The organism is Luteimonas aestuarii, from assembly GCF_004357985.1.
GTDB lineage: Bacteria > Pseudomonadota > Gammaproteobacteria > Xanthomonadales > Xanthomonadaceae > Luteimonas > Luteimonas aestuarii.
In genome coordinates this window covers 466087-492839 of the sequence record NZ_SMTF01000002.1, presented here as the reverse complement: position 1 = coordinate 492839, position 26753 = coordinate 466087, and the positions used below count along the sequence as shown (strand labels likewise).

Here is a 26753-nt window from a genome sequence, read left to right as displayed (position 1 = left end):
GCATGGCCTACTTCACCACGCGCAGGAACGGCGGGCGCTTGGCAGGTGCAGGCGCCTCGTCATCGGTCTTGGAATCCGGCGGCGTGTCATCCGGCGGCGTCGGATCGTCCTCCGGCGGATCGGCCATCGTGTCTTCCGGCAGCGCCATGCCTTGCCCCGTCTCTCGCGCATAGATCGCCATCACCGCCGCGATCGGCACCATCACCGGGTGGCTCACGCCACCGAAGCGCGCGGTGAAGCGCACGCTTTCGTTGTCGAGTTCAAGCTTCGCCACCGCGCGCTCGGCGATATTCAGCACCACCCGCCCTTCCTTGACCGTGTGCGGCGGCACGCGCACGCCGGGCTGCTGCGCATCGACGAGGATGTGCGGGGTCATGCCATTGTCGGCGATCCACTCGTACAAGGCCCGCAACAGGTACGGGCGGTGGCTGGTCATGCTGGGCGGCGTATCGGGCATACGCCATCAGTATGCCGAAACCGGGCGTTTCCGTCGCGCAACGGAGGCGGGGCCCGACGGGCGCGAATCGATGGCGAGCGCCGGGAGGCAGCGACAAACTCGACCGCCGCCATCGCGGCAGGGGTTACTCCGGCAGGTTGCGCAGGTGCTTTTCCTGCGGCGTGAGGCTGCGCACGAACCCGGGATTGCGGAAGATCCGGTTGCCGTAGTCCTCGATCGCCTTGCCGTCCTTTGGCAGCGGGATCTCCAGCGCATCCAGGCGCCAGATGATCGGCGCCATCGCGCAATCGGCGAGGCTCATTTCCGGATTGAGGAAGAACTTGCTGGCCTTGAACAGCGGCACCGAGGCGGTCAGCAGTTCCTTCAGGCGCTTGCGGCCGGCATCGGCCTGCTGCTTGTTGCCGAACTGGATGGCCTGCACCTGCGGCACCCAGTCGTGTTCGATGCGCAACATGGCCAGGCGCAGGCGTGCACGCGACAGCGGATCGACCGGCATCAACGGCGGATGCGGATAGCGTTCGTCGAGGTATTCACTGACCACGCTGGCGGCGTACAGCACCAGGTCGCGTTCGACCAGGGTGGGCACCGAGTGGTAGGGATTCAGGTCGACCAGGTCTTCCGGCGGGTTCTGCGGATCGACGGCGATCAGGTCGTAGGTCACGCCCTTCGCCGCCAGCACCAGCCGTACGCGGTGGCACAACACGTCATCGACGGAGGAAAACAACGTCATTGCATTGCGCATACGTGGACTCGCTGCCATCACGGGCGATCTCCCGCGGCCGGATCCGCCAGCCGCATTGGCGCCGACTGCCCCTCGCAGGCGGTCGCCCCGGTACCGGCGCAACACGATGCCGTGCGCGCAAACGACGGGAAAGAAAACCCGTGCGCGCGCGGCACCCTGCGTGCGCTTAGTGCACGTCCCTCCAGTACTCGTTCTTCAACATCCACGCGAGGAACGCGAGGAACACGAGGAACAGGATCACCCACACGCCCATCGCCTGGCGCTTGGCGGCGATCGGTTCGCTCGCGTATTGCAGGAAAGCGGTGATGTCGCGGATGGTCTGGTCGAACTCCGCCGCGGACTGCGTGCCCGGCGTGGCGATCTCGAGACGCTCCACGACCGGCTCGCCGGTCACCTCGTCCACCTCGCCATACACCGCGCGCTGCAGCCCCTGCTGCTCCCAGAACACATTGGGCATCGAGGCGTTGGGGAACATGGTGTTGTTCCAGCCCAGCGGCCGGCTTTCGTCGAGGTAGAACGACTTCAGGTAGGTGTAGACCCAGTCCGGGCCGCCCAGCTTGCTGCGCACCGTCAACGAGAGGTCCGGCGGGACCTGGCCGAACCAGCTGGCCGAGCCTTCGGCCGGCATCGCGGACACGATGTGCGAACCGAACTGCGCGCCGGTGAGGTTGAGGTTGGCCATCACCTCGTCCTCGGTCAGGCCCAGGTCCTCCGCCATGCGCGAATAGCGCAGGTACTTGAGGGAGTGGCAGCCGGAGCAGTAGTTCATGAACAGCTGCGCGCCACGCTGCAACGACGCGCGGTCGGTCAGGTCGGTGCCTGACTGTTGCAGCGGCACCGCTGGATCCGCGGCGAGCGCCGTCGCGGACAAGAGCAAGCCGCCGGCAAACGCAGCCACGCGCTTCATCACGGACGGGGCTTTGGAAGTCTTAGTCATGCGTCGTCACCCGATCCGGCACCGGCTTGGTCTTGTCGATCCTGGTCCAGATCGGCATCGTCAGGAAGAACAGGAAGTAGAAGGCGGTCAGGAAGCGGCCGACGATGGTCTCGACCGGGTCCGTGCCCGGCCCGGCGCCGATCTTGCCCAGCCAGATGAAGCTGACCGCGAACGCCGCGAGCAGCAGCTTCGACAGCAGGCCGCGGTAGCGGTAGGACCGCACGCGCGCGCGGTCGAGCCACGGCACCAGGAACAGGATCGCGATGGCACCGAACATCACCAGCACGCCGCCCAGCTTGTCGGGCACCACGCGCAACATCGCGTAGTAAGGCGTGTAGTACCAGACCGGCTTGATGTGCTCGGGCGTGACCAGCCGGTTGGCCTCGACGAAGTTGTCGTGTTCGAGGAACCAGCCGCCGAAATCGGGCGCGAAGAAGATCACGAACGCCGCCAGCACGAAGAACGCGACCACGTAGAACGTGTCCTTCACCGTGTAGTACGGGTGGAAGGGGATGCCGTCGGCGGGCGCGGTCTTCGACCAGCGGTTGCCCTTGGGGCCCTTCTTGATCTCGACGCCATCGGGGTTGTTCGAACCCACTTCATGCAGCGCGAAGATGTGCAGCACCACCAGCAGCAGCAGCACCAGCGGCAGCGCGATCACGTGCAGCGCGAAGAAGCGGTTGAGGGTGGCGTCGCTGGGCAGGTAGTCGCCCATGATCCATTCGGTCAGGCCGTTGCCGATGACGGGCACCGCGCCGAACAGCGAGATGATCACCTTCGCGCCCCAGAACGACATCTGGCCCCACGGCAGCACGTAGCCCAGGAAGGCCTCGGCCATCAGCACCAGGTAGATCAGCATGCCCAGGATCCACACCAGCTCGCGCGGCTTCTGGTAGCTGCCGTACATCAGGCCGCGGAACATGTGGATGTACACGACGATGAAGAACAGCGAGGCGCCGGTGCTGTGCATGTAGCGGATCAGCCAGCCCCACTCCACGTCGCGCATGATGTACTCGACCGACGCGAAGGCTTCCTCCGCGCTGGGCTTGTAGTGCATGGTCAGGAAGATGCCGGTCACGATCTGGTTGACCAGCACCACCAGCGACAGCACGCCGAAGATGTACCAGATGTTGAAGTTCTTCGGCGCGTAGTACTCGCTCATGTGCTTGCGATACACGGGCATGAAGCCCGGCGCGCGCTCGTTGAACCAGTCCCACACGTTGTTTGCGGTACGCACGATCACGTTCGACATGGCTTACGCGGCCCCCGTGGCGTCGGTTGCGGAGGGATCGACGCCGACGACGATGGTGTTGTCGTCCTCGAAGTAGTACGGCGGCACGACCAGGTTGGTCGGTGCCGGCACGCCCTGGTAGACGCGGCCCGCCATGTCGAACTTCGACTTGTGGCAAGGGCAGAAGTAACCGCCCTTCCAGTTGGCGTCGAACGGCTCGGGGCGGATCTCGGCCACCATCTCCGGCGCGCAGCCCAGGTGCGTGCACAGGCCCACCAGCACCGAGATCTCCGGCTTCAGCGAGCGCAGCTGCGGGCTGGCTTCGCGGATGTAGTCGGGCTGCTGCTCCGGGTTTTCCGACATCGGGTCGCGCAGCTGGTCGTCCAGCGTGGGCAGCGCCTCGAGGATCGCCGGCGAGCGACGCACGATCCAGATCGGCTGGCCGCGCCATTCCAGGACCAGGCGCTGGCCTTCCTGCAGGCCACTGATATCGGCCGTCACCGGCGCGCCGGCCAGCTGGGCGCGGGCACTGGGGTTCCAGGACTTGATGAACGGCACCGCCGCGAACCCGGCACCAACGGCACCGACCACGGCCGTGGTGGCGGTCAGGAACCGGCGCCTCCCGGAATTGTCGGGGCCTGCCCCCTCGGCAGGATCGATCACCGCATCATTGGACATCCGGAACTCCGCGAACGTTCGGTAGCTGTCAGGCGTGGCTGCCGCGTCCCGCCGCCGTTACCGGCTGCGGTCGCATAAAGACGGCAAAGTGTAACGGAACGCTGAATCAGCCGACAACGCCTACCTGCGCGCCAGCGCCAGTACCGCCAGCCGTTCCGCAAGCGAATCAGTCAGTTGGCAGCCACCTGGCCGCGATAGCGCTCCGCCAGCACGGCCACGCGCTGCACGTAGCGCTGGGTCTCGTTGTATGGCGGAACCCCGCGATGGCGGTCCACCGCACCCTCGCCGGCGTTGTAACCGGCCGCGGCGAGTGTCAGGTCGCCGTTGAAGCGCTTCAGCAGCCAGGCGAGGTATTCGACGCCGCCATGGATGTTCTGCACGGGGTCGAAGGCATTGGTCACGCCGAAACGCCGGGCGGTGGCCGGCATCAGCTGCATCAGCCCCTGCGCGCCGGCGCGCGACAGCGCATTCGGATTGAACGCCGATTCGGCGTGCATGATCGCGCGCACCACCGCTTCTTCCACGCCGAACTTGCGGGCGGCGGCGCTGACCTCGGCCGAATAGGCGGTCGTGTTGAGACGGACGTTGCCGAAGTTCACGCCGGGCGCGGCGCCGCAGGCGTAGCAGGTTTCGAAGAAGCTGTAGTTGATGGTGCGCACCGCGCTGACGCCTTCGCCGCCGCGCGGACGGGCGCTGGTGTAGTGGCGCACGCCATCCTTGATGTAGGAATAGACCTGTCCCTGCTGCAATCGGCGGCTGCCCGCAGGCGTGGACGCCGGGCGCGCCGTGGGCGTGGCACTGGAGGAAACGGCCGCGACAGGCGTAGCGGCCGCGGTGCCGCCCATGAACGTGGCAGGGGCCGCGCCGCCACCGCCGCCTCCGGTCGACGCGCCCGCCACCCGGGTCGCGGGCGTGGCGCTGCCAGTGGCGGCCGGGGCGGGCCTGGCGGTCGCAGCGGCGGGTCGGTAGCTGCTGACCACGACGCAGGTTGCGCCGGGGACGCGCTTGCTGACATAGCTGGGGATGCCGTCGGCGCCGTCGCAACGATAGATCGTGCCGGCGAACGCGGGTGAAGCCGCGGCCAACAAACAGACGATCACGATGGCGACACCCCTGCGTTGCATCCTTCCCCCTTGCATGCGGACTATGCCTCCGTTCCTGGCACGATGCCAAGTCCTTGATTGTGAAACGGAGAACCGTGTCTAAACCCGGACAGCGCGGCATGATCGGCCCCGACCGGCCGGACCGCAATCCCGGCGGCCCCGGCGCCACCATGGCACCCGGCGCCGCTCCCCCCGAAGGGCTTACACTGCCGCCCCCAGCCATCCGGCCCGGACTCACCGCCGCGCCCCCGGAGACGCCATGACCCGCCTGCCGATCCTCGCGGACACCCCGTCCGCCGCCGCCACGCCCAGCGCCCCTTCGCCCGCCACGGCCCTGCCGCCTCGGGGCAAGCTGTTCATCCAGACCCACGGCTGCCAGATGAACGAGTACGACTCGGCCAAGATGGCCGACGTACTGGCCGCCAGCGACGGGCTGGAGCTGACTTCCAACGTCGAGGAAGCCGACGTGGTGCTGGTCAACACCTGCTCGATCCGCGAGAAGGCGCAGGAAAAGGTGTTCAGCCAGCTCGGCCGCTGGAAGGCGCTGAAGCAGGACGGCCGCGACGTGATCATCGGCGTTGGCGGCTGCGTGGCCTCGCAGGAAGGCGAGGCGATCGTCAGGCGCGCGCCCTATGTCGACCTGGTGTTCGGGCCGCAGACCCTGCATCGCCTGCCGGAATTGCTCCGCGCCCGCCGCGCCGAGAAGAAACCGCAGGTCGACATCAGCTTCCCCGAGATCGAGAAGTTCGACCGCCTGCCCGAGCCGCGCGCCGAGGGCCCGAGCGCGTTCGTCTCGATCATGGAAGGCTGCAGCAAGTACTGCAGCTTCTGCGTGGTGCCCTACACCCGCGGCACCGAGATCAGCCGCCCGTTCGAGGACGTACTGGTCGAGGTGGTGCAACTGGCCGGCCAGGGTGTGCGCGAGGTCAACCTGCTGGGCCAGAACGTCAATGCGTACCGTGGCGCGATGGAGGGCACGGAAGAACTGGCAGACCTCGGCCTGCTGATCCGTACCCTGGCCGAGATCGACGGCATCGACCGCATCCGCTTCACCACCTCGCACCCGCTGGAATTCAGCGATTCACTGGTGGATGCGTATCGCGACGTGCCGCAGCTGGCCAACTACCTGCACCTGCCCGTGCAGTCGGGCAGCGACCGCATCCTGTCGGCGATGAAGCGCGGCTACACCGCGCTGGAATTCAAGCAGAAGATCCGCAAGCTGCGCGCGGTGCGGCCCGGCATTTCGATCAGTTCGGATTTCATCGTCGGCTTTCCCGGCGAGACCGATGCCGATTTCGAGAAGACGATGCAGCTGATCGAAGACGTCGGCTTCGACCAGAGCTTCAGCTTCATCTACTCGCGCCGCCCGGGCACGCCCGCCGCCGACCTGCCCGACGACGTGTCGGACGAAGTGAAGCACGCGCGCCTGTCGCGCCTGCAAGCGACCATCAACGCCAATGCGGCGAAGATCTCGCAGGCGATGGTGGGCAGCGTGCAGTGCGTGCTGGTGGAAGGCCCGTCGCGCAAGGATCCGAACGAACTGACCGGCAAGACCGAGAACATGCGCTCGGTGAATTTCCCCGCGCCGCCACGGCTGGTCGGGCAGTTCGTCGATGTTGTCATCACCGAGGCGATGAGCAATTCCCTGCGCGGACGCGTGGCAGGCGTGGACGGCGCATGACGCCTCAGGCACGCTTTGTCTCGCGCCACGCAGCGCGCTAGGCTGGCCGCCCCGCTCCACCATCCCCCGCCGCCGCGGACCGACATGTCGCCAACCACGCTCTGGGTCTTCACCCTCGAAGCCCGTCCGCTCCCCGACAGCCCGGACTTCGACGTGGCCGGCGGCGCGTTCGTGGTCTGCTACGTCACGCCGTCGATGGCCGACGATCCGGTGCAACATGCCGCGGCCTATGTGCGGGCGCAGGATTGGCAGGCCATCGCGGTCGAGGATGAGCCGGAACGGGTGGAACGCGACGACGCACCCGATCCAGATCACTTCGACCAGGCCCTCGCCGATGGCGAGGTCTATGTCTTCCACCAATGGCCGATCGAGGATTCCGCGGAATCCGAGACGCGGCACTGAGTACGAACCGACCCGTCCCATGACTGCCCTCCCGCAACGCGACTTCATCCTCGAACCCGCCGACACAGAGCGCCTGGCCAACCTCGCCGGTCCGTTCGACGGGCACCTGCGCCAGATCGAACTGCGCCTGGGCGTGGAGATCTCCAACCGCGGCAACGTGTTCCGCGTGTCCGGCCGGGACGGCAGGATGCTGGCACGGGCCGAGAAACTGCTGCGTGCGCTCTACGACGAAGCGGCCACCGAAACCTTCGACAGCCACGCCATCAACCTGCGCCTGAGCGAATCCAATGTCGGGCGCGTCGAGGACGAGTACGCGCCGCAGGAGGTTTCGGTCCGCGTCAAGCGCGGCAACATCCGCGGCCGTGGCGCCAACCAGCAGAAGTACCTGCACGCCATCACCACGCACGACATCAACTTCGGCATCGGTCCGGCCGGCACCGGCAAGACCTTCCTCGCCGTGGCGATGGCGGTCGATGCGCTCAACGAATCGCGCGTGCAGCGATTGATCCTGGTGCGTCCTGCCGTCGAAGCGGGCGAGAAGCTCGGCTTCCTGCCCGGCGACCTGACCCAGAAGGTCGATCCCTACCTGCGCCCGCTGTACGACGCGCTGTACGAGATGCTGGGCGTGGAGAAGGTGGTCAAGCTGCTGGAGAAGAACGTGATCGAGATCGCGCCGCTGGCCTACATGCGCGGGCGCACGCTCAACGATGCGTTCGTGATCCTCGACGAAGCGCAGAACACCACCATCGAACAGATGAAGATGTTCCTGACCCGCCTCGGCTTCGGCAGCACCGCCGTGGTCACCGGCGACATGACCCAGATCGACCTGCCCAAGCACGTGAAATCCGGCCTGAAGGACGCGATCGAAGTGCTGCGCGACGTGGAAGGCGTCAGCTTCACCTTCTTCGAGGCGAAGGACGTGGTGCGCCATCCGCTGGTGGCGCGTATCGTCAGCGCCTACGACCGGCGCGATGCCAATGATGCGCAGACGGGACCGGCGTAGTATCGACAACAGGCCATGGCGATCTCGAAGGCTGGAGGCGTGACGATGCGGGGACACCACTTGGCCGGCGTGCTGGCACTCCTGTCCATGCTTGCGCCTGCATGGGCAGGTGACGAGGCTCCCGTTCCATTCATCACCCGGACGCACGTCGTCATCCCGAAGGCAGTGGCCGATTACGTGCTTGAGGGCACGAGTTACGACGCGCGCAATCGGTTCAACGGGGTGTCCATGCGCTATGCGCGCGCGGACCACCCCGAGACGCGGTTCGACATTTTCGTCTATGCCGCCGGCCGGATGCCTGCCCAACACGCACTGGACAAGGGCATGCGGGATTTCCGCGCGACGTTCAAGGTGGGCGAGGAGCGCGGCTATTACAGCGACATGCGCATCACCGAGGATGCTGCCTTCACCATCGATCCTTCCGATGCCGATGGCACCGGATCGACCGATCCGGGAGTACGCGTCGATCCCGCCGACCCGCTGCCTGCCGATCTGCAGATGCTGATCCTGGATGAACGCATTCATGGCCAGCGGATGAAGCTGGCCTACGTGCACCTTCCCAGCGGACTGCCGATGCGTTCGCGTGGATACCTGTTCTACCGCCACCTGCACTTTTTCAAGGGACGCGTTTCGGCCGCCGAGGAAAGAATCGACGAGGATGCCTTCTCGACACTGACCGACCATGCCATGCGCACGCTGGTGCCAGCGATCTCGGCGCTCAATGTCGGCGGATGCGCCACCATCGATGTGTTCGTTCCACCGGAAGGACGGGAAGACGACGCCAGCCGGAAGGCCACCCAGCGGTCGCTGGTCTCCGGCCTGGTGGCGGCACGCGATGGCAACTGCACCGGTAAAGAGGATGGTTCGCTCGCCGCACTCGGGGAAGACGTCGAAGTGGTCACGATTGAATACCAGCCTGGCGACTGGAGCAGCCGATGACCCGCGGCCCGATCCGCCTCGACGTCGCCGTGGGCTATGCGATCCCGCGCAAGGGCCTGCCGGCCGCCAACAGCTTCCGCAAGTGGGCCGCTGCAGCGCTCGAGGGCCGCATCCGCGAGGCCGACCTCGCCATCCGCATCGTCGGCGCGAAGGAAGGCCGTGCGCTCAATCGCCACTACCGGAGCAGGGACTACGCCACCAACGTGCTCAGCTTTCCGGCCGAGTTGCCAGAAGGCCTGCCGAAGGGCGTCAAATTCCCGCTTCTGGGGGACCTGGTGCTGTGCGCACCGGTGGTGGCACGGGAGGCGCGCGAGCAGAAGAAGACCCTGAACGCGCACTACGCGCACTTGACCGTGCACGGCGTGCTGCACCTGCTGGGCTGGGACCATGAGGACACGCGGGAGGCCGAGTGCATGGAGCAGCTCGAACGCGAGATCCTGGCCGCTCTGGGCGTCGAAGACCCCTACCGCGACGAGTGACGTGCGGCGTCGCATGACGATGGTCATGTGTACCTCCGCCAGTCGGCGGCATCCCGTCGCCATGACAGAATCGCCGACATGGGGACTACGACGACACGCATCCTGTCGCTGGACGTGCTGCGCGGCATCGCGATCCTCGGCACGCTCGCGACCAACATCTGGATCTTCACCCATCCCGAGGGCCTGATCGGCTACATCGAGAGCAGCTTCGGCGCCGATGGTGCGATGGGCGTCGCAGAGAAGGTGTTGCAACAAGCCTCGCAAGGCAAGTTCCTCGGCCTGTTGACGATCATGTTCGGCATCGGCCTGGCGATCCAGCGGGAGTCCGCGCTACGCGCTGGCCGCCGCTGGCCCGGCCCCTACCTGTGGCGCGCGTCGCTGCTGTTTCTCGATGGCCTGCTGCACTACCTGCTGGTGGTCGAGTTCGACGTACTGATGGGCTATGCGGTCACTGGCGCTGTCGTCGCCTACGTGCTGGCCACCAGCGAACGCAGCCAGCGTGCGTGGATGTGGACCGCAGCTGCGATCCACGTCGCGTTGCTGACCATGCTGACCCTGGCCATGCTGGCCGCGGGCGACCAGCGCGCCGAGCCACCGGTGCTGGGGTTCAATCCGTATGCCGACGGCACATGGTGGCAACTGGTGCAGCTGCGCATCGAGCACGTGGTGCTGTTCCGGCTGGAACCGGCCTTCATCTTCTTCCTGTCGGTGGCGCTGTTCCTGGCCGGCGCGCGGTTGCATGCGCGCGGGGTGCTGGAGGCACGCGGCGCCGTGCTGCGCCGGCGCATGATGCTGTTGGGGTTGGGCGTGGCGCTGCCGCTGGACTTCGCGATCGGCCTCGGTGGCGGCGACGCCGGGTGGATGTTCGCGCGTTACGGCCTGGCGCCACTGGTGGCCTTCGGCCTGCTGGCGCTGGTAGCCGGGTTCCATGTCCACCGGCAGCGCATCGGTGCCATCGGCCGTCGGCTCGCGGACGTCGGGCGGATGGCGCTGAGCGGCTACGTGCTGCAGAACATCCTCGCCTCGATCCTCTGCTACGGCTGGGGCTTCGGCCTGGCGGCAAGGTTGACGGCCGACAGCCGGGTCCCGGCGACCGTGGCGGTTTTCCTCGCAGTCGCGGGCATGGTGATGGTGTTCGCGCACCTGTGGCTGCGACGCTTCCGGCGCGGGCCGCTGGAGTGGCTGTGGCACGCCGGCTACCGGCGGCTGGCCGCCCCCGGCGCGGGCTGAAGATGCACAACCTCCACGCAGGCACGCTAGACTGACTGCGCCGTCCACGTGGACGACGAAGAATCAACAAGTTACAGAAATGTCAGAGGACGATAGTAGTCCCAGCGCCCCCGAAACCCCGGAGAAGCGGCGCAGTTGGCTGGAACGCCTGAGTTCGGCGATCTCCGGCGAGCCCAGCACCCGCGACGATCTGGTCGAACTGCTGCGTGATACCCATTCCGACGGCCTGATCGAGGCAGACACCCTGCGGATGATGGAGGGCGCGCTGGCCGTGTCCGACATGACCGTGGGCGACGTGATGGTGCCGCGCGCGCAGATGGTGGCGTTGCCCGCCGAGGCGAAGTTCATCGACCTGATGAAACAGGTGGTCGAGTCCGGCCACTCGCGCTTCCCGGTGCACGGCGAGGACAAGGACGAGATCCTTGGCATCCTGCTGGCCAAGGACCTGCTGCGCGGCGTGGTCGCAGACAACGGGCCGGTCACGATCCACGAGCTGATCCGCCCGGCCGTGCTGATCCCGGAGTCGAAGAAGCTCAACCTGTTGCTGCGCGAGTTCCGCCAGTCGCGCAACCACATGGCGATCGTGATCGACGAGTACGGTGGCGTCGCCGGGCTGGTGACGATCGAGGACGTGCTGGAGGAGATCGTCGGCGAGATCGACGACGAGCACGACGACGCCGAGGACCCCGACGCGCTGATCGCAGCGCAGGCCGACGGCCAGTTCATCGTGGACGCGCTGACCCCGATCGCCGATTTCAACGAGCGCTTCGGCGCCGATTTCGACGACGACGAGTACGACACCATCGGCGGCCTGGTCACTGCGGCCATCGGCCACCTGCCCGAAGCCGGCGAGGAGCTGACCCTCGGGCGCTTCGGCATCCGCGTCACCCGCGCGGACGCGCGGCGGCTGCACGCGCTGCACGTCAGCGTGCATGCGGACCATGACAGCAACTAGTGCCCCTTCCCCCGCGGGCGGGGGAAGGCCGGGATGGGGGGCTGTCCGGTGCCTCGCACCCCCACAACCCGTCCAGCCCGGCACAGGACGCCCGTCGATCGGGTCACCTGCGCGGCAGGGCCGCGCAAGCAAGCCTCCCTCCACCCCCGTGAACGGGAGAGGCGGCCTGTCGATGCAAGCCGCCTTGCTCGTGGCGCTGCTGCTCGCCAGCCTGGCCGTGCACGCCACACCGCGCATCGGCGTGGCCACGATGCAACCGGGCGAGATCTTCTTCGAACGCTTCGGCCACAACGCCATCGTGGTCGACGATCCCGCGCTGGGCGGGCCGGTGTCGTACAACTTCGGTTTCTTCGACCTGGACGAACCGGGCTTCGTCGGCAACTTCATCCGCGGCGACATGCACTACATGCTGGTGGCGCTGCCGCTGGAAGACGACCTGGCCTACTATCGGGAGGTGGGCCGGGGCGTGTCGATCCAGTGGCTGGACCTCGACGACCGGGAAGCGCTCGCCCTGGCCGCCGCACTCGCCGAAAACGCGAAGCCGGAGAACGCCCGCTATCGCTACGACTACTTCCTGGACAACTGCTCCACGCGCGTGCGCGATGCGCTCGACCGCGCCCTCGACGGCCGCCTGCGCAACCTGCTCGCCGGACGTTCGCGCGGCAACACCTATCGCGGCGATGCGGTGCGGCTGGCTTCGCCGGCTCCATGGATGTGGCTGGGTTTCGACATCGGCCTGGGCCCGAGTGCCGATCGTCCCAACTCGCTGTGGCGCGATGCCTTCGTGCCGATGCGCCTGGCCGATGCGCTGTCCACCGCGACGCGTGCGGACGGGCGGCCGCTGGTCCGCGAGACGGTCGAAGTGTTGCCCCACCGGCTGCCTGCCGAACCGCCGGAGCGCCCGCGCGAATGGTGGCCGTGGCTGCTGGCCGGACTGGCCGTCGCCATCGCCGCGCAGCTGCTGGCGGCGCGACACCGGACGCGCATTGCCGCGGCAGCGGTTCCGTTCTGGGGACTGAGCGGCACGCTGGGCCTGTTGATGCTGTTCCTGTGGCTGGGCACCGAACACCGCTTCGCGTGGGCCAACTACAACCTGCTGCTGTTCCCGCCGCTTTGCCTGCTGCTGCTGCCGGGCGGCTGGCGCATCGCCCGCGGTGGCCGCGCCGGCCCGCTGTTCTTCTGGACCGCATGGCTGGTGGCGCTGTGCGCGGTGCTGGCGCTGTTCTTCAACTGGCTGCCGGTATTGCCGCAACGCAACTTGCACTGGATCTCGCTGCTGCTGCCGATCCACGTCGCCCTCGCCGCCACCCTCACCCGGCACGCGACACCCATTCGTCGCTGATCGCCGCGCAACGCGCGTTGTTGCGCCCGCAGTACATACGTATGCAGCCGTGCGTGCGCGTGACTGCATGACAGAATCCGGACAGACCCCCGACCCGGAGGCATCTCCCGATGCTGCAGCGCCTCGTCCTGTTCCTGGCGCTTTGCGCCTCCCCGGCGGCCCTGCTCGCGCAGGACGCCACCGTGGCCCGCGTCGCATCACCCGATGGCCGCATCACCGTCGAGGTCGCCACCGACCATGATGGCCGCGCACGCTATTCGGTCGCCCGCGACGGCAAGCCGGTCATCGCCTCGTCGCAACTGGGCTTCCTGTTCACCGACGTCGCCAAGCTGGACCGCAACCTGCGCATCGCATCGCAGTCCACGCGCTACTACGACGACACCTGGGAACAGCCCTGGGGCGAGCGCCGCTTCGTGCGCGACCACCACAACGAGCTGCGCGTGGGCTTCGTCGAAACCAACGGCGACCGGCGCCGTTTCGACGTGGTGTTCCGCGTGTTCGACGATGGCCTGGGTTTCCGCTACGACTTTCCGGCGCAGGCTGCCCTGCAGCGGCTCCACATCGCCGAGGAACTGACCGAATTCACCCTGGCCGAGGACGCCACCGCCTGGTGGATTCCCGCACAGGAGTGGAACCGCAAGGAGTACGTCTACCAGCGCACGCCGCTGGCCGAAGTGGGCTTCGCGCAGACGCCGATGACGCTGCGCCGCGCCGACGGCCTGCACATCGCCTTCCACGAGGCCGCGCTGCTGGACTATTCGGCGATGAACCTGGTGCGCGTGGAAGACCGGCGCTTGCGCGCGCAGCTGTTCCCGGGCACGCAGGTCGCCAAGGTGTCGCGCGCCGCGCCGTTCGCCACGCCGTGGCGCGTGGTGCTGTTGTCGGACGAGGCCGCCGGGCTGGCCACGTCGGACCTGGTGCTCAACCTCGCCCCGCCCAACGCGCTGGGCGACGTGTCGTGGGTGAAGCCGATGAAGTACCTCGGCATCTGGTGGGAGATGCACCTCGATACCAGGACCTGGGGCTCCGGAGAGAAACACGGCGCGACCACCGAAGAAGCCATCCGCTACCTCGACTTCGCGGCCGAACACGGCTTCGGTGGCGTGCTGGTCGAAGGCTGGAACCTCGGCTGGGATGGCGACTGGTTCGCCAACGGCGAGGAGTTCAGCTTCACCGAGGCCTATCCCGACTTCGACATCGAACGCGTCACCGCGCATGCACGCGACAGGGGCGTCATCCTCATCGGCCACCACGAAACCTCCGGCCACGCCGCGCACTACGAGGACCAGCTGGCCGACGCGCTGGATCTCTACGAACGCCTGGGCGTCACCGCAATCAAGACCGGCTACGTGGCCGATGGTGGCCAAGCCAAGGTGCGCGAAAGCGACGGCGCGATCCGCTACGCATGGCACGAGGGCCAGGCGATGGCGAACCACCACATCCGCGTCGTCACCGAGGCCGCGAAGCGCCGCATCTCGATCAACCCGCACGAGCCGATCAAGGACAGCGGCCTGCGCCGCACCTACCCCAACTGGGTGACCCGCGAAGGCGCGCGCGGCATGGAGTACAACGCCTGGGGCCAGCCGCCCAATCCGCCCGGCCACGAAGCCGCGCTGGTGTTCACGCGCATGCTGGACGGCCCGTTCGACTTCACCCCGGGACTGTTCTCGATGCGGAGCCGCCACGGCGACCGCGTCGCGACCACGCTGGCCAAGCAGCTCGCGCTGTACGTGGTGCTGTACAGCCCGCTGCAGATGGCCATCGACCTGCCGGAAGAGTATGAAGCGAAGCCGGAAGCCTTCCAGTTCATCAAGGACGTGCCGGTCGACTGGGAAGACAGTCGCGTGCTGAACGGCGCGATCGGCGAGTACGTGACCTTCGCGCGCAAGGATCGCCATTCCGAGGACTGGTACCTCGGCGCAGTGACCGACGCCGAAGCCCGCCAACTGCGCGTGCCGCTGGATTTCCTCGACGCCGGGCGTACCTACACTGCGCAGGTCTACCGCGACGGCCCCGGCGCGGGCTGGCAGGCCGACCAGACCGCCATCGTGATCGAACAGCGCGAAGTCACCGCCGCCGATGCACTGACGCTGGCGCTGGCCTCCGGTGGTGGACAGGCCATCCGCTTTGTCGCGCAATGATGATCAGGCACGTGCATCGGCGCGGAACTTTCGATCCTGCACCGCGGAGGACCCTGACGCCTGGGGTGTGATCCGATAACGTGACCCTTGTCGCCGCAGAGGCATCTGGCGCAGGATGCGCGACATGACGCAAGACATCCCGGCAACCGCACCCGTCAACCCACCCTGCGTGATCAACTGCGCGGTGTATGCACCCGACGGACAGCGCCGCGACATCGCCATCGAGGCGATCAGCGACGCGCTGTCGGTCGACGACGGCAGCTTCGTCTGGATCGGCCTATACGAACCCGACGCCGCCGTGCTCGACACGATCCAGGAAGAATTCGGCCTGCACGACCTGGCCATCGAGGATGCGCGCAAGGCGCATCAGAGATCCAAGGTGGAGGCCTATGGCGATTCGCTGTTCATCGTCGCCAACACCGCGCAGGTGGTGGACGAGCGCATCGCCTATGGCGAAACCCACATCTTCCTCGGGCGTCGCTACCTGGTCACGGTACGGCACGGCGCTTCGCTGTCGTATGCGCCTGCGCGAGCGCGGCTGGAGCGCGAGCCCGAACTGCTGGCGCATGGACCGGCCAGCGGCCTCTACGCGGTGCTCGACACCATCGTCGACAACTACCTGCCGATCGTCGACGACCTCAAGCAGACCCTGTCCACGCTGGAACAGGACATCGTCAGCGACACCTTCGACCGCGGCATCGTCACCCGCCTGTACGACCTCAAGCGCGACCTGATCTACATGCGCGTGGCGGTCACGCCGATGCAGGACGTGCTGGCGCAGCTGGTGCGCAGCAACAGCGCATTGGTGCCGGAAGACATCCGCCTGTACCTGCGCGACGTGCTGGACCATTCCGTGCGCATCAACGAAACCTTCGACGCGATGCGCGACATGCTCGGCACCGCCCTCACCGTGAACCAGTCGCTGGTGACGCTGGCGCAAGGCGAGGTGGTCAAGCGCCTGGCCGGCTGGGCCGCGCTGCTGGCGGCACCCACGCTGATCGCCAGCTGGTACGGCATGAATTTCGATGCGATGCCCGAACTGCACGGCAAGTACAGCTACCTGGTGCTGATCGGCCTGGTCGCAATCGTGGTCGGCGCGTTGTATGCGTACCTGAAGAAGATCCGCTGGCTATGACGTTTCGGCCGGCAGCAGCTGCCGGGCGATCCCGCGCAACGCGGCCGCGCCGAGCACATCGTCCGGCTGCAGCGGCAGCTGTTCCATCGCCAGCCCCGGCAGCGCCATGCGCAGCGTCTCCAGATGCGCGGCTTCCTGCCTGCGGCGTGCCGCCAGGAACGTGCCGGCATCGGCGGGCGAGCGCTTGTTCACCAACAATCCGCCAACCGCGACACCCGCGCGCTGCAGCTGCGCATGCAGCTCGATGGTCTCCAGCACCGGCAGGCGTTCGGCCGCCAGCACGATGACGAAGGCGGTGGTGGTGGCATCGACGATCGTTTCGCGCAGATGCGCGAAACGATGGCGGCGGCGATGCAGCAGTTCGCGGATGCGCTGGTCGCGGTCGGCCGGCGTATCGGCGCGTTCACCCCCCAGTGCCCGCCCGCCGATGCCTTCGTCGCTGCCGAGATTGCGCACCAGGTCGCCGAAGCGCTCGGCGCGCTGTTGCCGCTGCAGCAGGCCCTCGGTCCAGGCCGACATCATTTCCGGCAAGGCCATCAGCCGCGCGGTATGGCCGGACGGCGCGGTGTCGAACACCAGCAAGTCGTAGTCGCGCAGGCCGCGCTCGACGGTTTCGGCGATGCGTTCCAGCAGCGCCGCCTCGTGCATGCCGGGGGCGTCACGCGACAAGGCAAGATGCTTGTCCACTTCGCCGGACAGGTGTTCCGGCATCAGCCGCCGCAGCGCATCGCCCACCTGCGCCAGGTGCGCTTCCACCGTGGCATCCGGATCGATCTCCACCGCATCCAGCCCCGGCGCCACGCGCTGCGCCTGCGGACCGATCGTCCGCCCCCAGAGATGGCCGAGATTGTGCGCCGGGTCGGTGGACACCAGCAGCACGCGCCCGCCCGCGTCCGCCTGCGCCAGCGCAGTGGCGGCCGCCACCGTGGTCTTGCCCACGCCGCCCTTGCCGCCGAAGAACAGCACCCGCCGCGACGAGGCAAGCGTCAGCAGCATCCCACGTGGTCCAGCGGCGAGCGCTCCATGCCCATGCGCCGGTGCCAGGCATGGAAGCGTTCGTACATCGCCGGCATCAGTTCCAGCGTGTAGTACGTCGCCGGGTTCGGCACGCCCAGCGACTCGGAGAACACCAGCATCATGAACAGGTCTTCCTCATCGCGCTGCGCGCGGGCGAAGCTGCGGCGGTAGGGCGCGATGTAGAACTCGCGCAATCCCGCCGACAGCTTTGCATGCCAGCTTTCAGGCGTACCGTTGCCGGCGCCACTCATGGTCGCGCATCGGCGTCGGCATGCGTGGGGTCGCGACCCTTCTTCATTGCGATGAACGCCTCGAACGTCACCCACAGCGCCGCCACCAGGATCACCACGTCCATGCCCAGCAGCAGCCAATTGCCGGCCTCGTAGAACTGCTTGAGCTGCACCACCAGTGCGTACAGCGACATCACCAGCAGGAAGCACAGCGGCACCAGGGTGAACCACGGGTTGCGGCCCTTCTTGATCAGGATCACCGAGATGATCGACAGCGTCAGCGCAGCGAGCAGCTGGTTGGTGGTGCCGAACAGGGGCCAGATCACCATGCCGCCGCTGCCATCCGCGCCTGCGCCGAACGCCAGCGCCATGCACACCACCAGCGCAATGACCGTACCCGCCAGCGTGCCGATCTTCAGCCCGGCGATCTCGCCGGCTTCCTGCACCACGAAGCGTTGCAGGCGCAGGCCGGTATCCATGGTGGTGGCCGCGAACAGGATGGCCATGGTGGCCAGCATGGTCGCGCCCAGCTGCTCGGGAATGCCGAGGCCGTTGACCAGCAGGGTGTCGCCACCGTTGACGAAGGCCGCCACGCCGCCGGATCCGAAGCTGCTGTACACCGCCTGCCAGTCGACCAGGGTCGCGAAACCCGCCGTGCAGCAGATGATCGCGGCCAGCGACAGCATGCCCTCGCCCACCGCGCCGAAGTAACCGACGAAACGCGCGTCGGTTTCCTTGTCGAGTTGCTTCGACGTGGTGCCGGACGACACCAGGCCGTGGAACCCGGAGATCGCGCCACAAGCGATGGTCACGAACAGCAACGGCACCAGGCTGGGCGTACCCGCCGGCACCGCATCGTTGAGCGCGGGCGCGACGATGGTCGGCGACGACAGCAGCACCGCCGTGTACAGGATGCCCAGCCCGACGAACAGCTGCAGGCCGTTGATGTAGTCGCGCGGCTGCAGCAGTACCCACACCGGCAGCAACGATGCCACGCCAGCGTAGCCGAACAGCAACACGATCCAGAACGAGCGCGCGTTGAGGCCGAGGATGGTCTCCGGCAACACCACCGGATACTGGTTGCCGACCAGGATCAGGCCATACAGCACCAGCACGCCGCCAATCGATGGCCACAGCAGGCTGACCTTGTAGCGGTAGATGAGCTGGCCGATCACCAGCGCGACGGCGATCGCGCCCCAGGTCGGGATCACCGAGGTGGGCGTGCTGACCAGCAGGTTGGCGATCACCACCGCGAACGCCGCGTTGACCATCAGCAGCAGCAGGAAGATCACCACCAGGAACAGGTTGCGCCCGCGACGGCCGATGAAGCTGCCGCTGAGCATGCCGATCGACTTGCCCTTGTTGCGCACACTGGCCCACAGCGCGCCGAAATCGTGCACGCCGGCGAAGAACACCGTGCCCAGCACCACCCAGACGAAGGCCGGGCCCCAGCCCCAGATCACCGCGATGGCGGGGCCGACGATGGGTGCGGCGCCGGCCACGGACGTGAAGTGGTGGCCCCAGAGCACGAAACGGTTGGTCGGCACGTAGTCGACGCCATCGCGCAGCTCGTGCGCGGGGGTGACGAAGTCGGGATCGAGCCGGTAGATCTTCTCGGCGATGAACTTCGAATAGAACAGGTAACCGAGCGACATCACGCCCAGCCCCACCACCATCAAGACGATCGCATTCACGTGCTGCCCTCCCGGCAATGGCCCGTCCCGGACCGACCGTGAGGATGGAACGTCGCCACCGCGAATGGAAGGGCAATCGGCCGCTTCACGCCCCGGGATTCGACCAAAGTCGAACGCCGCCGCGCGGCCGGCTGCGCCGGATCGCGTCGTGGCCTCGGCTCAGGTGCCCGCCATCACCCGCAGAATCTGGCCGGTGGCATACGCCACTACGGTGCCGGTGGCATAGCCCACCGTGCCCAGCAACACGCCCACCGGCGCCAATGACGGGTGGAAGGCCGCAGCGACCACCGGCGCGGAGGCGGCGGCGCCCACGTTGCCTTGCGAACCTACCGCCATGTAGAACAGCGGCGCCTTCACCAGCTTCGCGGCGAACCACAGCACGCCAAGGTGCACCAGCATCCAGATCACGCCGATCAGGATCAGTTCGAGGCGGTCGAACAGTTTGGTGAAGTCCATCTGCATGCCGATGCAGGCGATCAGGAAGTACAGGCAGACCGTGCCGATCTTCGAGGCGCCGGCATCTTCCAGCCTGCGCACGCCGGTGAAGCTCAGCCCCAGGCCGGCCGCCGTCGCCAGCAGCACCACCCAGACGAAGCTGGAGTCGAGGCTGAACTGCGGCGCCGCGGCCACGTTGGCACCAAACCATGCCGCCAGCGGACCGGCGATGGCATGCGCCAGTCCCACCAGGCCGAAGCCAACGCCCACGATCACCATCAGGTCGGTCAGCGTGGGGATGCGCGCATTCGCCGCCTGGTACGCCGAGATGCGCGTGCGCATCTCGTCGATGGCCGAGGTATCCGCACCGCTGGCGGCATCGATCTGCGCGGCGCGGTTGGCCAGGAACAGCCAGGTCGCCAGCACCATGCTGGCGATCGCCACGTCGACCACCGCGAACTGCCCGAACAGCGTGGCATCCACCTCGTAGACTTCGCGCATCGCCACCATGTTGGCGCCGCCGCCGATCCAGCTGCCGGCCAGCGCGGCCATGCCCTTCCAGGTGTCGCCCGCCACTGCCGACGGCATCACCCACTCCATCACCTGGAACGAGACGATGGCCCCCAGCACGATGCCCACCGTCGCCATCACGTAGACGAACAGCAGTCGGGGCCCCAGCTTGAGGATGCCCTTGAGGTCGATCGACAGCGTCAGCAGCACCAGCGCAGCGGGCAGCAGTACCCGGCTGGCGAGGTAGTAGAGCCCGCTGCCCTCGCCATCGATCAACCCGCTGGTGTTGTAGAACGCCGGGATGAAGTAGCACAGCAGCAGCGCCGGCACCCAGGCGAAGAACTTCCGCCAGAACGGCGTCGGCCCGCTGGCCAGCCAGAACACCAGCGCCAGCGTGGCGGCGATCAGGCCGAACACCACGATGTCGTTGGTGATCAGTGCAGTGGTGGGTTCGGTGGATTCGATCGCCATCTCGCGGTGTGCTCCCGGCACGTCGACTCGGCAAGGCTCGCATGCGCGCGACGCCCCGTCACGGGGCGCCGCGCACTGGAACGCTTCTTTCTAAGCGTAAGGATTCACTGGCCGATGTGCTTCTTCAGCCAGGCATTGACCGTGTCGTGCCAGAGGATGCTGTTGTGCGGCTTCAGCACCCAGTGGTTCTCGTCGGGGAAGTACAGCAGCTGCGATTCGATGCCGGCGCGCTGCAGCGCGGTAAAGGTCGACAGGCTCTGGTCCACCGGCACCCGGAAGTCGTTCTGGCCGGCCACCACCAGCATCGGCACGCTCCACTTGTCGATGTGGCGCGCGGGATTGAAGCGCTCGTAGCCCTGCGGGTTGGCCGCCACCGTGCCGCCGAACTCCCACTCGGTGAACCACAGCTCCTCGGTCACCAGTCCCATCGAGCGGGTATCGAACACGCCGTTGTGGTTGACCAGGCACTTCCATGGCGCATTCCACTGCCCGGCGATCCAGTTGACCATGTAACCGCCGTAGCTGGCGCCCAGCGCGCAGGCCTTGTCGCCATCGAGAAAGGCGTACTTCGCCAGCGCCGCGTCCCAGCCCTTCTGCAGGTCGACCAGCGGCTTGCCGCCCCAGTCGCCGGTGATCGCATCGGTGAAGGCCTGGCCATAGCCGGTCGAGCCGTGGAAATCGATCATCACCACCGCATAGCCCTGCCCCGCATACGTCTGCGGGTTCCAGCGATAGCTCCAGCCGTTGCCGAAGCTGCCCTGCGGGCCGCCGTGGATCAGGAACGCCACCGGATACGTGCGGCCCTCCTCGAAACCGGACGGCTTGACGACGTAGCCGTACACGGTGGCATTGTCCGCGCCCTTGAACGAGAACTGCTCGAACGCGCCGAAATCCACGTCCGGCAGGCGCTCGGCGGCAGTGGGCGTGATCTGCCGCAGGTGCTGCCCGGCGGCATCGGCGACATACAGCGTATCGCCGCTTTGCAAGGTGTTGCGGGTCAGCGCCAGCGTGTCGCCGGCCAGCACGAACGACGACACCGTGCCGTCGCCGACCAGTTCGGTGGCCTCGCCGGTCGCGACGTCGATGCGGAACAGCGGATACGCGCCGACGCTCTGCGCCGCCACGTACAGCGACGCACCGTCATCGGACGGCTTGATGCTGCTGGGCGAGCGGTCCCAGTCCGGCGCGATCTCGCGCGTGGCGCCCGTGGCAACGTCCATCGCCATGATCGCGTAGCGGTCGGCCTCGAAACCGGGCCGCTTCATGGCGCGGTAGTAGAGCGTGGCGCCATCCTGGCTGAACACCGGGCCGGTATCGGTGGCCGGGTTGGCCTCGGTCAGGTTGACCGGCGCGCCGCCATTGGCCGGGATGCGGTACAGGTCGAAGTTGGTCGACCACGGCTCGCTGTTGCCGGCGATGCGCACGCTGGCGACCAGGCTGGTGCCATCGGGCGACCAGGCATAGTCGCCCGCATCGCCGAACGGCTTGGACGGGATGTCGCCATCGAGCGCGCCGCTCAACAGCGCCGCCGAAGCGACGGAGGCGCCACCGGCCGCAGGCAGGTCCGCCAGGAACAGGCGGCTGCGACGGCCATCCTTCCACGTGTCCCAATGGCGCACGAAGAGCTGGTCGTACACCACGCCGGTCGCCTTCTCCTGCTTGCGCGCATCCAGGCGCTGCTGGGTGCAGGCGAAGTCTGCGCCGCAATCGGCAAAGGTGTCCGCGCTGAACGCCACGCGTGCGCCATCCGGCGACACGCGATAACTGCCGACGCCAAGCGGGAACGCCGTCAGCTGCACCGGCGTGCCACCCGCAACGGGCATCGCGTACAGCTGCTGCGAGCCGTCCTTGGCACTGAGGAAGTAGACGGTGGCGCCATCCGGCGAGAACGACGGCGAATTCACGTTCCATCCGTCCGGCGTGATGCGCCACGGCGGCGCCATGTCGCGCGTCAGCAGGTTGCGTGCGTAGAGCGCGGTGGACGCCGCGCCCGTCTCCAGGTCCATGCTGCGCTGCGCAAACACGACGATGCGGCCATCGGGCGACAGTACCGGCGACGAGACGCGATCCAGCGCCACCAGGTCGTTCACGGTCAGGCCGCGGGCTTCGGTGGCCTGCAGCGGCAGCAGGGCCGCCAGGCACAAGGGCAACAGCGCGGTACGCAGGGACATGGGCACTCCAGGGCGATTCGATCCGGCGATGGTAGCCGAATGCGTCAACCCCCGGCGCATGCCCGCAGCAGTCAGGGCGTGCCGTAGTAGGTCGGCGCGCCCGGACCCACCGGCATGCCCAGCACGAACACCCAGAGGAAGAACAGCGAGACCCAGCCGATGAAGAACACCACGGTGTACGGCAGCATCATCGCGATCAGCGTGCCCACGCCAAGGTTGCGCTGGTAGCGCGCGGCGAAGGCCATGATCAGGCCGAAGTAGCTCATCATCGGCGTGATCAGGTTGGTGACCGAATCACCGATGCGGTAGGCGGACTGGATTACCTCGGGGCTGTAGCCGACCAGCATCAGCATCGGCACGAAGATCGGCGCGGTCACCGCCCACTGCGCGGACGCCGAGCCAAGCGACAGGTTGATCAGGCCGCAGATCGCGATGAAGAACAGGAACACGATGGGCCCGGTCAGCCCGATCGCCTGCAGCGTGGTCGAGCCCAGCACCGCGATCACCTGCCCCAGCTGCGTCCAGTTGAAGAACGCCACGAACTGCGCGGCGAAGAACACCAGCACGATGTACAGGCTCAGCGTGGCCATCGACTTGGCCATCGCGTTGATCACGTCGCGGTCGCTGCGGAAGACACCGGTGATCGCGCCGTAAACGATGCCGGGCACCGCGAAGAACACCGCCACCAGCACCACGATGCCGGTCAGGAACGGATGCAGGCTGGCCAGCGTGTCGTCCATGCCGGGCAGGCGCAACCACCCGCCATCCGGCACCACCAGCGCGGCAATCAACGCGCCCATCGCCAGCGCGGCCACGCCCGACCAGCGCAACGCGCGCTTCTCGACCGGCGACACCGGCTCCATGCTGATCGGTTCGGCGGAGGGATCAAGCTGCGCCGGATCGTAGGGGCCGAGCTTGGGTTCGACGATGCGTGCGGTGACGAACCAGCCCATCGCCGTCACCGCGAACGTGCTGACGATCATGAAGTACCAGTTGACCGCGGCATGCACCTCATAGGCCGGGTCGATCAGGCGCGCGGCCTCCTGGGTGATGCCGGCCAGCAGTGGATCGACGGTGCCGATCAGCAGGTTGGCGCTGTAGCCACCGGACACGCCGGCGAACGCCGCGGCAAGGCCCGCGAGCGGATGCCGGCCCAAGGCATGGAAGATCGCCGCGGCCAGCGGGATCACCACCACGTAACCCATCTCCGATGCGGTGTTCGACAGCACGGCCGCGAATACGATCACCACGGTGACCAGGTTCTTCGGCGCCCCGAGCACCATGGTCTTGATTGCGGCGGCCAGCAGCCCGGAACGCTCGGCGATGCCCACGCCCAGCATCGCCACCAGTACCGTGCCCAGCGGCACGAAGCTGGTGAAATTGGTGACCAGGCTGGTGACGATGCGGCGCAGGCCCTCCGCGTCGAGCAGGCTGATCACGCGGATGATGCCGTCCTCCGCGCGCCCCGCCGTGCCCTCCGGCCTCGGGTCTGGCACGCTGACGCCCATGGCGCCCAGCAATCCCGACAACAGCAGGATCAACAGCGCCAGCAGCGCGAACAGCGTGACCGGATGCGGCAGCAGGTTGCCCAGCCATTCGACCGTATTCAGCAGCCGGGTGATGGCGCTGGATTGCTCCTTGTCTGGCCGGGCGGTTTCACGTTCGGTCATTGGTTATCGGCCTCGGGAATGCCGGGAGTCTAACAGCGTCCCGAAACGCGACCTTTCGAGGCCGGAAGCCAGCGTGAACGTACTCCGGGCACGAGATCCCTGGCATCAATCATTGCGCGCACCCGTGGCCGTCGCAGCCGCCCCGATATGGACATCGAGGAATGCCAGCAGCTTGCCGTAGTACTCCCGCAGGTTGCGTGGCGCATAAAAACCATGTCCTTCGGTTCTCGCATACATGCTTTCCACCGGCACTCCTGCCCGCTTGAGCGCCGCCTCCATCATGCGCGTGTGCTGCGGCGGTGCGATCAAGTCCTCCTCACCCGCAGAAAGAAACACCGGGACCTTGATCTGCTCCGCCAAGTGGTTGGGGGATACCAACCGCAACGCCGCCGCGTCCGTACCCATCCATTCATCCGAGAACGTGCGGAGCGAGTAGGCATCCGATGTCAACGCGCGTCGCCGGGTGGCCAGATCGTAAACGCCGACGTAGCCAGCAGCACACTGATAGAGATCGGGCTCCTTTGCGACGCCCATCAGCGATGCATAGGCGCCATAGCTTGCGCCATAGATGCAGATCCGTGACGGATCCGCGATGCGCTGGTCAATCGCCCAACGAGTCGCATCGGTAACATCGTCCTGCATCGCCAAGCCCCACTGGCGTGCACCCGCACGCTGGAAAGCCATCCCGTAACCGGAAGATCCACGAAAATTGATCCTGAGAACTGCGTAGCCAGCGGCTGCAAGCAACTGCGTTTCCTGATCGAATTCCCAGGTATCCTGCACACCGAATGGTCCGCCATGAGGCAGCACGACGAGCGGCATCCCACTGCCACTGCTGCCCACGGGAGTCGTGAGGTAGCCATGCACGTCAAGGCCATCACGAGCCTTGAACGAGACAGGCGAAGCGTGGGCCATCCGTACTGGATCCAGCCACTCGCGCCTGCTGACGACACGCTCCGCCGACCGGCTGACTGTATCGAAAAGAAAGAAGTCGCCACTATTCCTGTCGGATGTCACCAACAGCAATGCCTTTCGGCCATCTTCGCTGCGTGACGTGATCCGAACCAGTTCACCTTCGAACGCGCTGTCCAAAGCCTGGTGCAGCAATGCTTCCGGGTGCCGTGCGTCAAAGAACTGTTTGCGTGGCCGTCCGTCCATGAAAAGGACACCCACGGGCTCCCGGGCGCCGGAACTGGCGTAGATCACCTCATATGGATCAACTGCATCATCCCTGACCAGCATCTTGCGCTCACCGGAGGAGACGTCGAATGCAACAACCCCGTCCGTCCCGCGCGGAAAGCTCGTATGGAAATAGGCCGACAGGCCATCTGCCGAGAAGCCCAGGGGACGCTCATTCCGCCCCGTCTCGGCTTCGTCGTTGATCAGCGACCACTCCGACGAGCCCGCCGCACGGTAGTAGAGTTTGCTGACATTGTCGCCACCAGCGCCGTTGGCGAACCTGACATTGCCAGCATGGTCTGCGATGAATTCTGCGCGCCGGACGGGCACTGTCGCGAGCGTCGTGCGCCGCCCGGACCGCACATCCATCCGTTCCGCACGCGTGTACGCGTCTTCGGAAAATCCGCCGACGGTGACGATCACGTGCCACTCATCGGTTGGCAGCGAGTCCATCAGGAACGCCCAGACGTTTTCCGGGCGCCGGGGCTGTATGCGTGTACCTGGCCCTGCACTCTGAACGCGCTGCCCCACCAGCATCTCGGAGCTGCGACCAGAGACACTGACGGAAACAATCTCACCCGTGCGTTGGGGCCTGGCGAGCATTCCGTACTTGTCGGCCACTTCCAGGAGGATGCGATCGTTGTTCGCCCACTCGAACCTGGCGATGTCGGTATTGCGTCCAAGCGAGAAGCTCGAGGCGACCGACATGTCGGACAAACGTAGAACCGCAACACCCGTGCGATCCTCCAGCTGCACGGTCGCGGCCAGGTGCCTGCCATCCGGCGACAGCTTCAGGTCCCTGAATTGCTCCTTTCGTACGTACGCATCGATGTCCACCTCCGCAAATACAGGTGGCACAACGAGTATCGCCAGCAGCGGCCAACACATCCAGAGACCCAAACGCACCTGCCTCATCGCGAC

At 66.8% G+C, this 26753-nt stretch carries 22 protein-coding genes and 1 pseudogene; 10 read left to right on the top strand and 13 right to left on the bottom strand.

The features are described 5' to 3' along the window. Nucleotides 1–7: 7 nt before the first annotated feature. The 6 genes from E2F46_RS04780 to E2F46_RS04755 all read right to left on the bottom strand — a co-directional run bounded on the left by E2F46_RS04780 (nt 8) and on the right by E2F46_RS04755 (nt 5169). Nucleotides 8–457 carry a ClpXP protease specificity-enhancing factor gene (locus E2F46_RS04780; RefSeq protein ID WP_133320928.1) on the bottom strand — a complete coding sequence of 150 codons (450 nt, stop codon included), beginning with the start codon at nt 455–457 and terminating at the stop codon, nt 8–10. Nucleotides 458–581: 124 nt separating this feature from the next. Next, on the bottom strand, nt 582–1217 hold the full coding sequence (locus E2F46_RS04775) for a glutathione S-transferase N-terminal domain-containing protein (protein WP_133320927.1): 636 nt from the start codon (nt 1215–1217) through the stop codon (nt 582–584). A gap of 148 nt (nt 1218–1365) precedes the next feature. Next, nucleotides 1366–2136 carry a cytochrome c1 gene (locus E2F46_RS04770; protein WP_165967345.1) on the bottom strand — a complete coding sequence of 257 codons (771 nt, stop codon included), beginning with the start codon at nt 2134–2136 and terminating at the stop codon, nt 1366–1368. Continuing rightward, on the bottom strand, nt 2129–3388 hold the full coding sequence (locus E2F46_RS04765; RefSeq protein WP_133320926.1) for a cytochrome b: 1260 nt from the start codon (nt 3386–3388) through the stop codon (nt 2129–2131). Before E2F46_RS04765 ends, E2F46_RS04770 begins: the two co-directional genes overlap by 8 nt. Nucleotides 3389–3391: 3 nt before the next feature. Further along, nucleotides 3392–4045, bottom strand: a complete 654-nt coding sequence (petA, locus tag E2F46_RS04760; RefSeq protein ID WP_133320925.1) for a ubiquinol-cytochrome c reductase iron-sulfur subunit — start codon at nt 4043–4045, stop codon at nt 3392–3394. A gap of 170 nt (nt 4046–4215) precedes the next feature. Further along, a complete protein-coding gene (locus E2F46_RS04755) occupies nt 4216–5169 on the bottom strand; it encodes a lytic transglycosylase domain-containing protein (RefSeq protein WP_425599800.1) in 954 nt (317 codons plus the stop codon). A gap of 322 nt (nt 5170–5491) precedes the next feature. Here E2F46_RS04755 and miaB point away from each other — a divergent pair. The 10 genes and pseudogenes from miaB to corA all read left to right on the top strand — a co-directional run. Beyond that, nucleotides 5492–6829: pseudogene (gene miaB, locus E2F46_RS04750) on the top strand (tRNA (N6-isopentenyl adenosine(37)-C2)-methylthiotransferase MiaB); the annotation flags it as partial. A gap of 84 nt (nt 6830–6913) precedes the next feature. Next, on the top strand, nt 6914–7231 hold the full coding sequence (locus E2F46_RS04745) for a hypothetical protein (protein WP_133320922.1): 318 nt from the start codon (nt 6914–6916) through the stop codon (nt 7229–7231). Nucleotides 7232–7250: 19 nt separating this feature from the next. Then, nucleotides 7251–8234, top strand: a complete 984-nt coding sequence (locus E2F46_RS04740) for a PhoH family protein (protein ID WP_133320921.1) — start codon at nt 7251–7253, stop codon at nt 8232–8234. Between the two features lie 60 nt (nt 8235–8294). Further along, entirely contained in the window at nt 8295–9173 is an 879-nt protein-coding gene (locus tag E2F46_RS04735) for a hypothetical protein (protein ID WP_133320920.1), read from the top strand. After that, nucleotides 9170–9652, top strand: coding sequence for an rRNA maturation RNase YbeY (ybeY, locus tag E2F46_RS04730; protein WP_133320919.1), 483 nt, complete (start codon nt 9170–9172; stop codon nt 9650–9652). The genes E2F46_RS04735 and ybeY overlap by 4 nt, the downstream gene beginning before the upstream one ends. 78 nt (nt 9653–9730) lie before the next feature. Beyond that, complete coding sequence (locus E2F46_RS04725; RefSeq protein WP_133320918.1) at nt 9731–10882, top strand: DUF418 domain-containing protein; 1152 nt, start codon at nt 9731–9733, stop codon at nt 10880–10882. 79 nt (nt 10883–10961) lie between these two features. Beyond that, nucleotides 10962–11837 carry a CorC family transporter gene (locus E2F46_RS04720; protein ID WP_133320917.1) on the top strand — a complete coding sequence of 292 codons (876 nt, stop codon included), beginning with the start codon at nt 10962–10964 and terminating at the stop codon, nt 11835–11837. Nucleotides 11838–12009: 172 nt separating this feature from the next. Next, complete coding sequence (locus E2F46_RS04715; protein WP_133320916.1) at nt 12010–13179, top strand: lipoprotein N-acyltransferase Lnb domain-containing protein; 1170 nt, start codon at nt 12010–12012, stop codon at nt 13177–13179. A gap of 110 nt (nt 13180–13289) precedes the next feature. Next, nucleotides 13290–15320: a glycoside hydrolase family 97 protein gene (locus E2F46_RS04710; RefSeq protein WP_133320915.1), complete on the top strand. Its 2031-nt coding sequence runs from the start codon at nt 13290–13292 to the stop codon at nt 15318–15320. Nucleotides 15321–15435: 115 nt separating this feature from the next. After that, on the top strand, nt 15436–16455 hold the full coding sequence (gene corA, locus E2F46_RS04705; RefSeq protein WP_425599799.1) for a magnesium/cobalt transporter CorA: 1020 nt from the start codon (nt 15436–15438) through the stop codon (nt 16453–16455). On the opposite strand, the gene E2F46_RS04700 is transcribed toward corA, so the two are convergent. The 7 genes from E2F46_RS04700 to E2F46_RS04670 form a co-directional block, all read right to left on the bottom strand. Further along, a complete protein-coding gene (locus E2F46_RS04700) occupies nt 16450–17451 on the bottom strand; it encodes an ArsA family ATPase (protein ID WP_133320913.1) in 1002 nt (333 codons plus the stop codon). The genes corA and E2F46_RS04700 overlap by 6 nt on opposite strands. Next, complete coding sequence (locus tag E2F46_RS04695; RefSeq protein WP_133320912.1) at nt 17442–17723, bottom strand: cory-CC-star protein; 282 nt, start codon at nt 17721–17723, stop codon at nt 17442–17444. Before E2F46_RS04695 ends, E2F46_RS04700 begins: the two co-directional genes overlap by 10 nt. Continuing rightward, on the bottom strand, nt 17720–19396 hold the full coding sequence (locus E2F46_RS04690) for a carbon starvation CstA family protein (RefSeq protein ID WP_133320911.1): 1677 nt from the start codon (nt 19394–19396) through the stop codon (nt 17720–17722). The genes E2F46_RS04695 and E2F46_RS04690 overlap by 4 nt, the downstream gene beginning before the upstream one ends. A 159-nt stretch (nt 19397–19555) precedes the next feature. Beyond that, the gene (locus tag E2F46_RS04685; RefSeq protein WP_133320910.1) at nt 19556–20812 is read right to left on the bottom strand and encodes a DUF819 family protein; all 1257 of its coding nucleotides are present in this window, start codon (nt 20810–20812) and stop codon (nt 19556–19558) included. Between the two features lie 104 nt (nt 20813–20916). Continuing rightward, nucleotides 20917–22983 (bottom strand): S9 family peptidase, encoded by a 2067-nt coding sequence (locus tag E2F46_RS04680; protein WP_133320909.1) that lies wholly within the window; start codon nt 22981–22983, stop codon nt 20917–20919. Nucleotides 22984–23054: 71 nt separating this feature from the next. Next, the gene (locus E2F46_RS04675) at nt 23055–24653 is read right to left on the bottom strand and encodes an AbgT family transporter (protein WP_133320908.1); all 1599 of its coding nucleotides are present in this window, start codon (nt 24651–24653) and stop codon (nt 23055–23057) included. Between the two features lie 105 nt (nt 24654–24758). Continuing rightward, entirely contained in the window at nt 24759–26747 is a 1989-nt protein-coding gene (locus E2F46_RS04670; protein WP_341777550.1) for an alpha/beta hydrolase family protein, read from the bottom strand. Between the last annotated feature and the right edge of the window lie 6 nt (nt 26748–26753).

Bases quoted from the DNA above. Each gene is read 5' to 3' on its own strand.
- petA (WP_133320925.1), bottom strand. From the start codon at position 4,045: ATGTCCAATGATGCGGTGATCGATCCTGCCGAGGGGGCAGGCCCCGAC.
- corA (WP_425599799.1), top strand. From the start codon at position 15,436: ATGCGCGACATGACGCAAGACATCCCGGCAACCGCACCCGTCAACCCA.
- E2F46_RS04700 (WP_133320913.1), bottom strand. From the start codon at position 17,451: ATGCTGCTGACGCTTGCCTCGTCGCGGCGGGTGCTGTTCTTCGGCGGC.
- E2F46_RS04780 (WP_133320928.1), bottom strand. From the start codon at position 457: ATGCCCGATACGCCGCCCAGCATGACCAGCCACCGCCCGTACCTGTTG.
- E2F46_RS04680 (WP_133320909.1), bottom strand. From the start codon at position 22,983: ATGTCCCTGCGTACCGCGCTGTTGCCCTTGTGCCTGGCGGCCCTGCTG.
- E2F46_RS04755 (WP_425599800.1), bottom strand. From the start codon at position 5,169: ATGCAACGCAGGGGTGTCGCCATCGTGATCGTCTGTTTGTTGGCCGCG.
- ybeY (WP_133320919.1), top strand. From the start codon at position 9,170: ATGACCCGCGGCCCGATCCGCCTCGACGTCGCCGTGGGCTATGCGATC.
- E2F46_RS04720 (WP_133320917.1), top strand. From the start codon at position 10,962: ATGTCAGAGGACGATAGTAGTCCCAGCGCCCCCGAAACCCCGGAGAAG.
- E2F46_RS04745 (WP_133320922.1), top strand. From the start codon at position 6,914: ATGTCGCCAACCACGCTCTGGGTCTTCACCCTCGAAGCCCGTCCGCTC.
- E2F46_RS04725 (WP_133320918.1), top strand. From the start codon at position 9,731: ATGGGGACTACGACGACACGCATCCTGTCGCTGGACGTGCTGCGCGGC.
- E2F46_RS04710 (WP_133320915.1), top strand. From the start codon at position 13,290: ATGCTGCAGCGCCTCGTCCTGTTCCTGGCGCTTTGCGCCTCCCCGGCG.
- E2F46_RS04770 (WP_165967345.1), bottom strand. From the start codon at position 2,136: ATGACTAAGACTTCCAAAGCCCCGTCCGTGATGAAGCGCGTGGCTGCG.
- E2F46_RS04675 (WP_133320908.1), bottom strand. From the start codon at position 24,653: ATGACCGAACGTGAAACCGCCCGGCCAGACAAGGAGCAATCCAGCGCC.
- E2F46_RS04765 (WP_133320926.1), bottom strand. From the start codon at position 3,388: ATGTCGAACGTGATCGTGCGTACCGCAAACAACGTGTGGGACTGGTTC.
- E2F46_RS04740 (WP_133320921.1), top strand. From the start codon at position 7,251: ATGACTGCCCTCCCGCAACGCGACTTCATCCTCGAACCCGCCGACACA.
- E2F46_RS04775 (WP_133320927.1), bottom strand. From the start codon at position 1,217: ATGGCAGCGAGTCCACGTATGCGCAATGCAATGACGTTGTTTTCCTCC.
- E2F46_RS04695 (WP_133320912.1), bottom strand. From the start codon at position 17,723: ATGAGTGGCGCCGGCAACGGTACGCCTGAAAGCTGGCATGCAAAGCTG.
- E2F46_RS04685 (WP_133320910.1), bottom strand. From the start codon at position 20,812: ATGGCGATCGAATCCACCGAACCCACCACTGCACTGATCACCAACGAC.
- E2F46_RS04670 (WP_341777550.1), bottom strand. From the start codon at position 26,747: ATGAGGCAGGTGCGTTTGGGTCTCTGGATGTGTTGGCCGCTGCTGGCG.
- E2F46_RS04715 (WP_133320916.1), top strand. From the start codon at position 12,010: ATGCAAGCCGCCTTGCTCGTGGCGCTGCTGCTCGCCAGCCTGGCCGTG.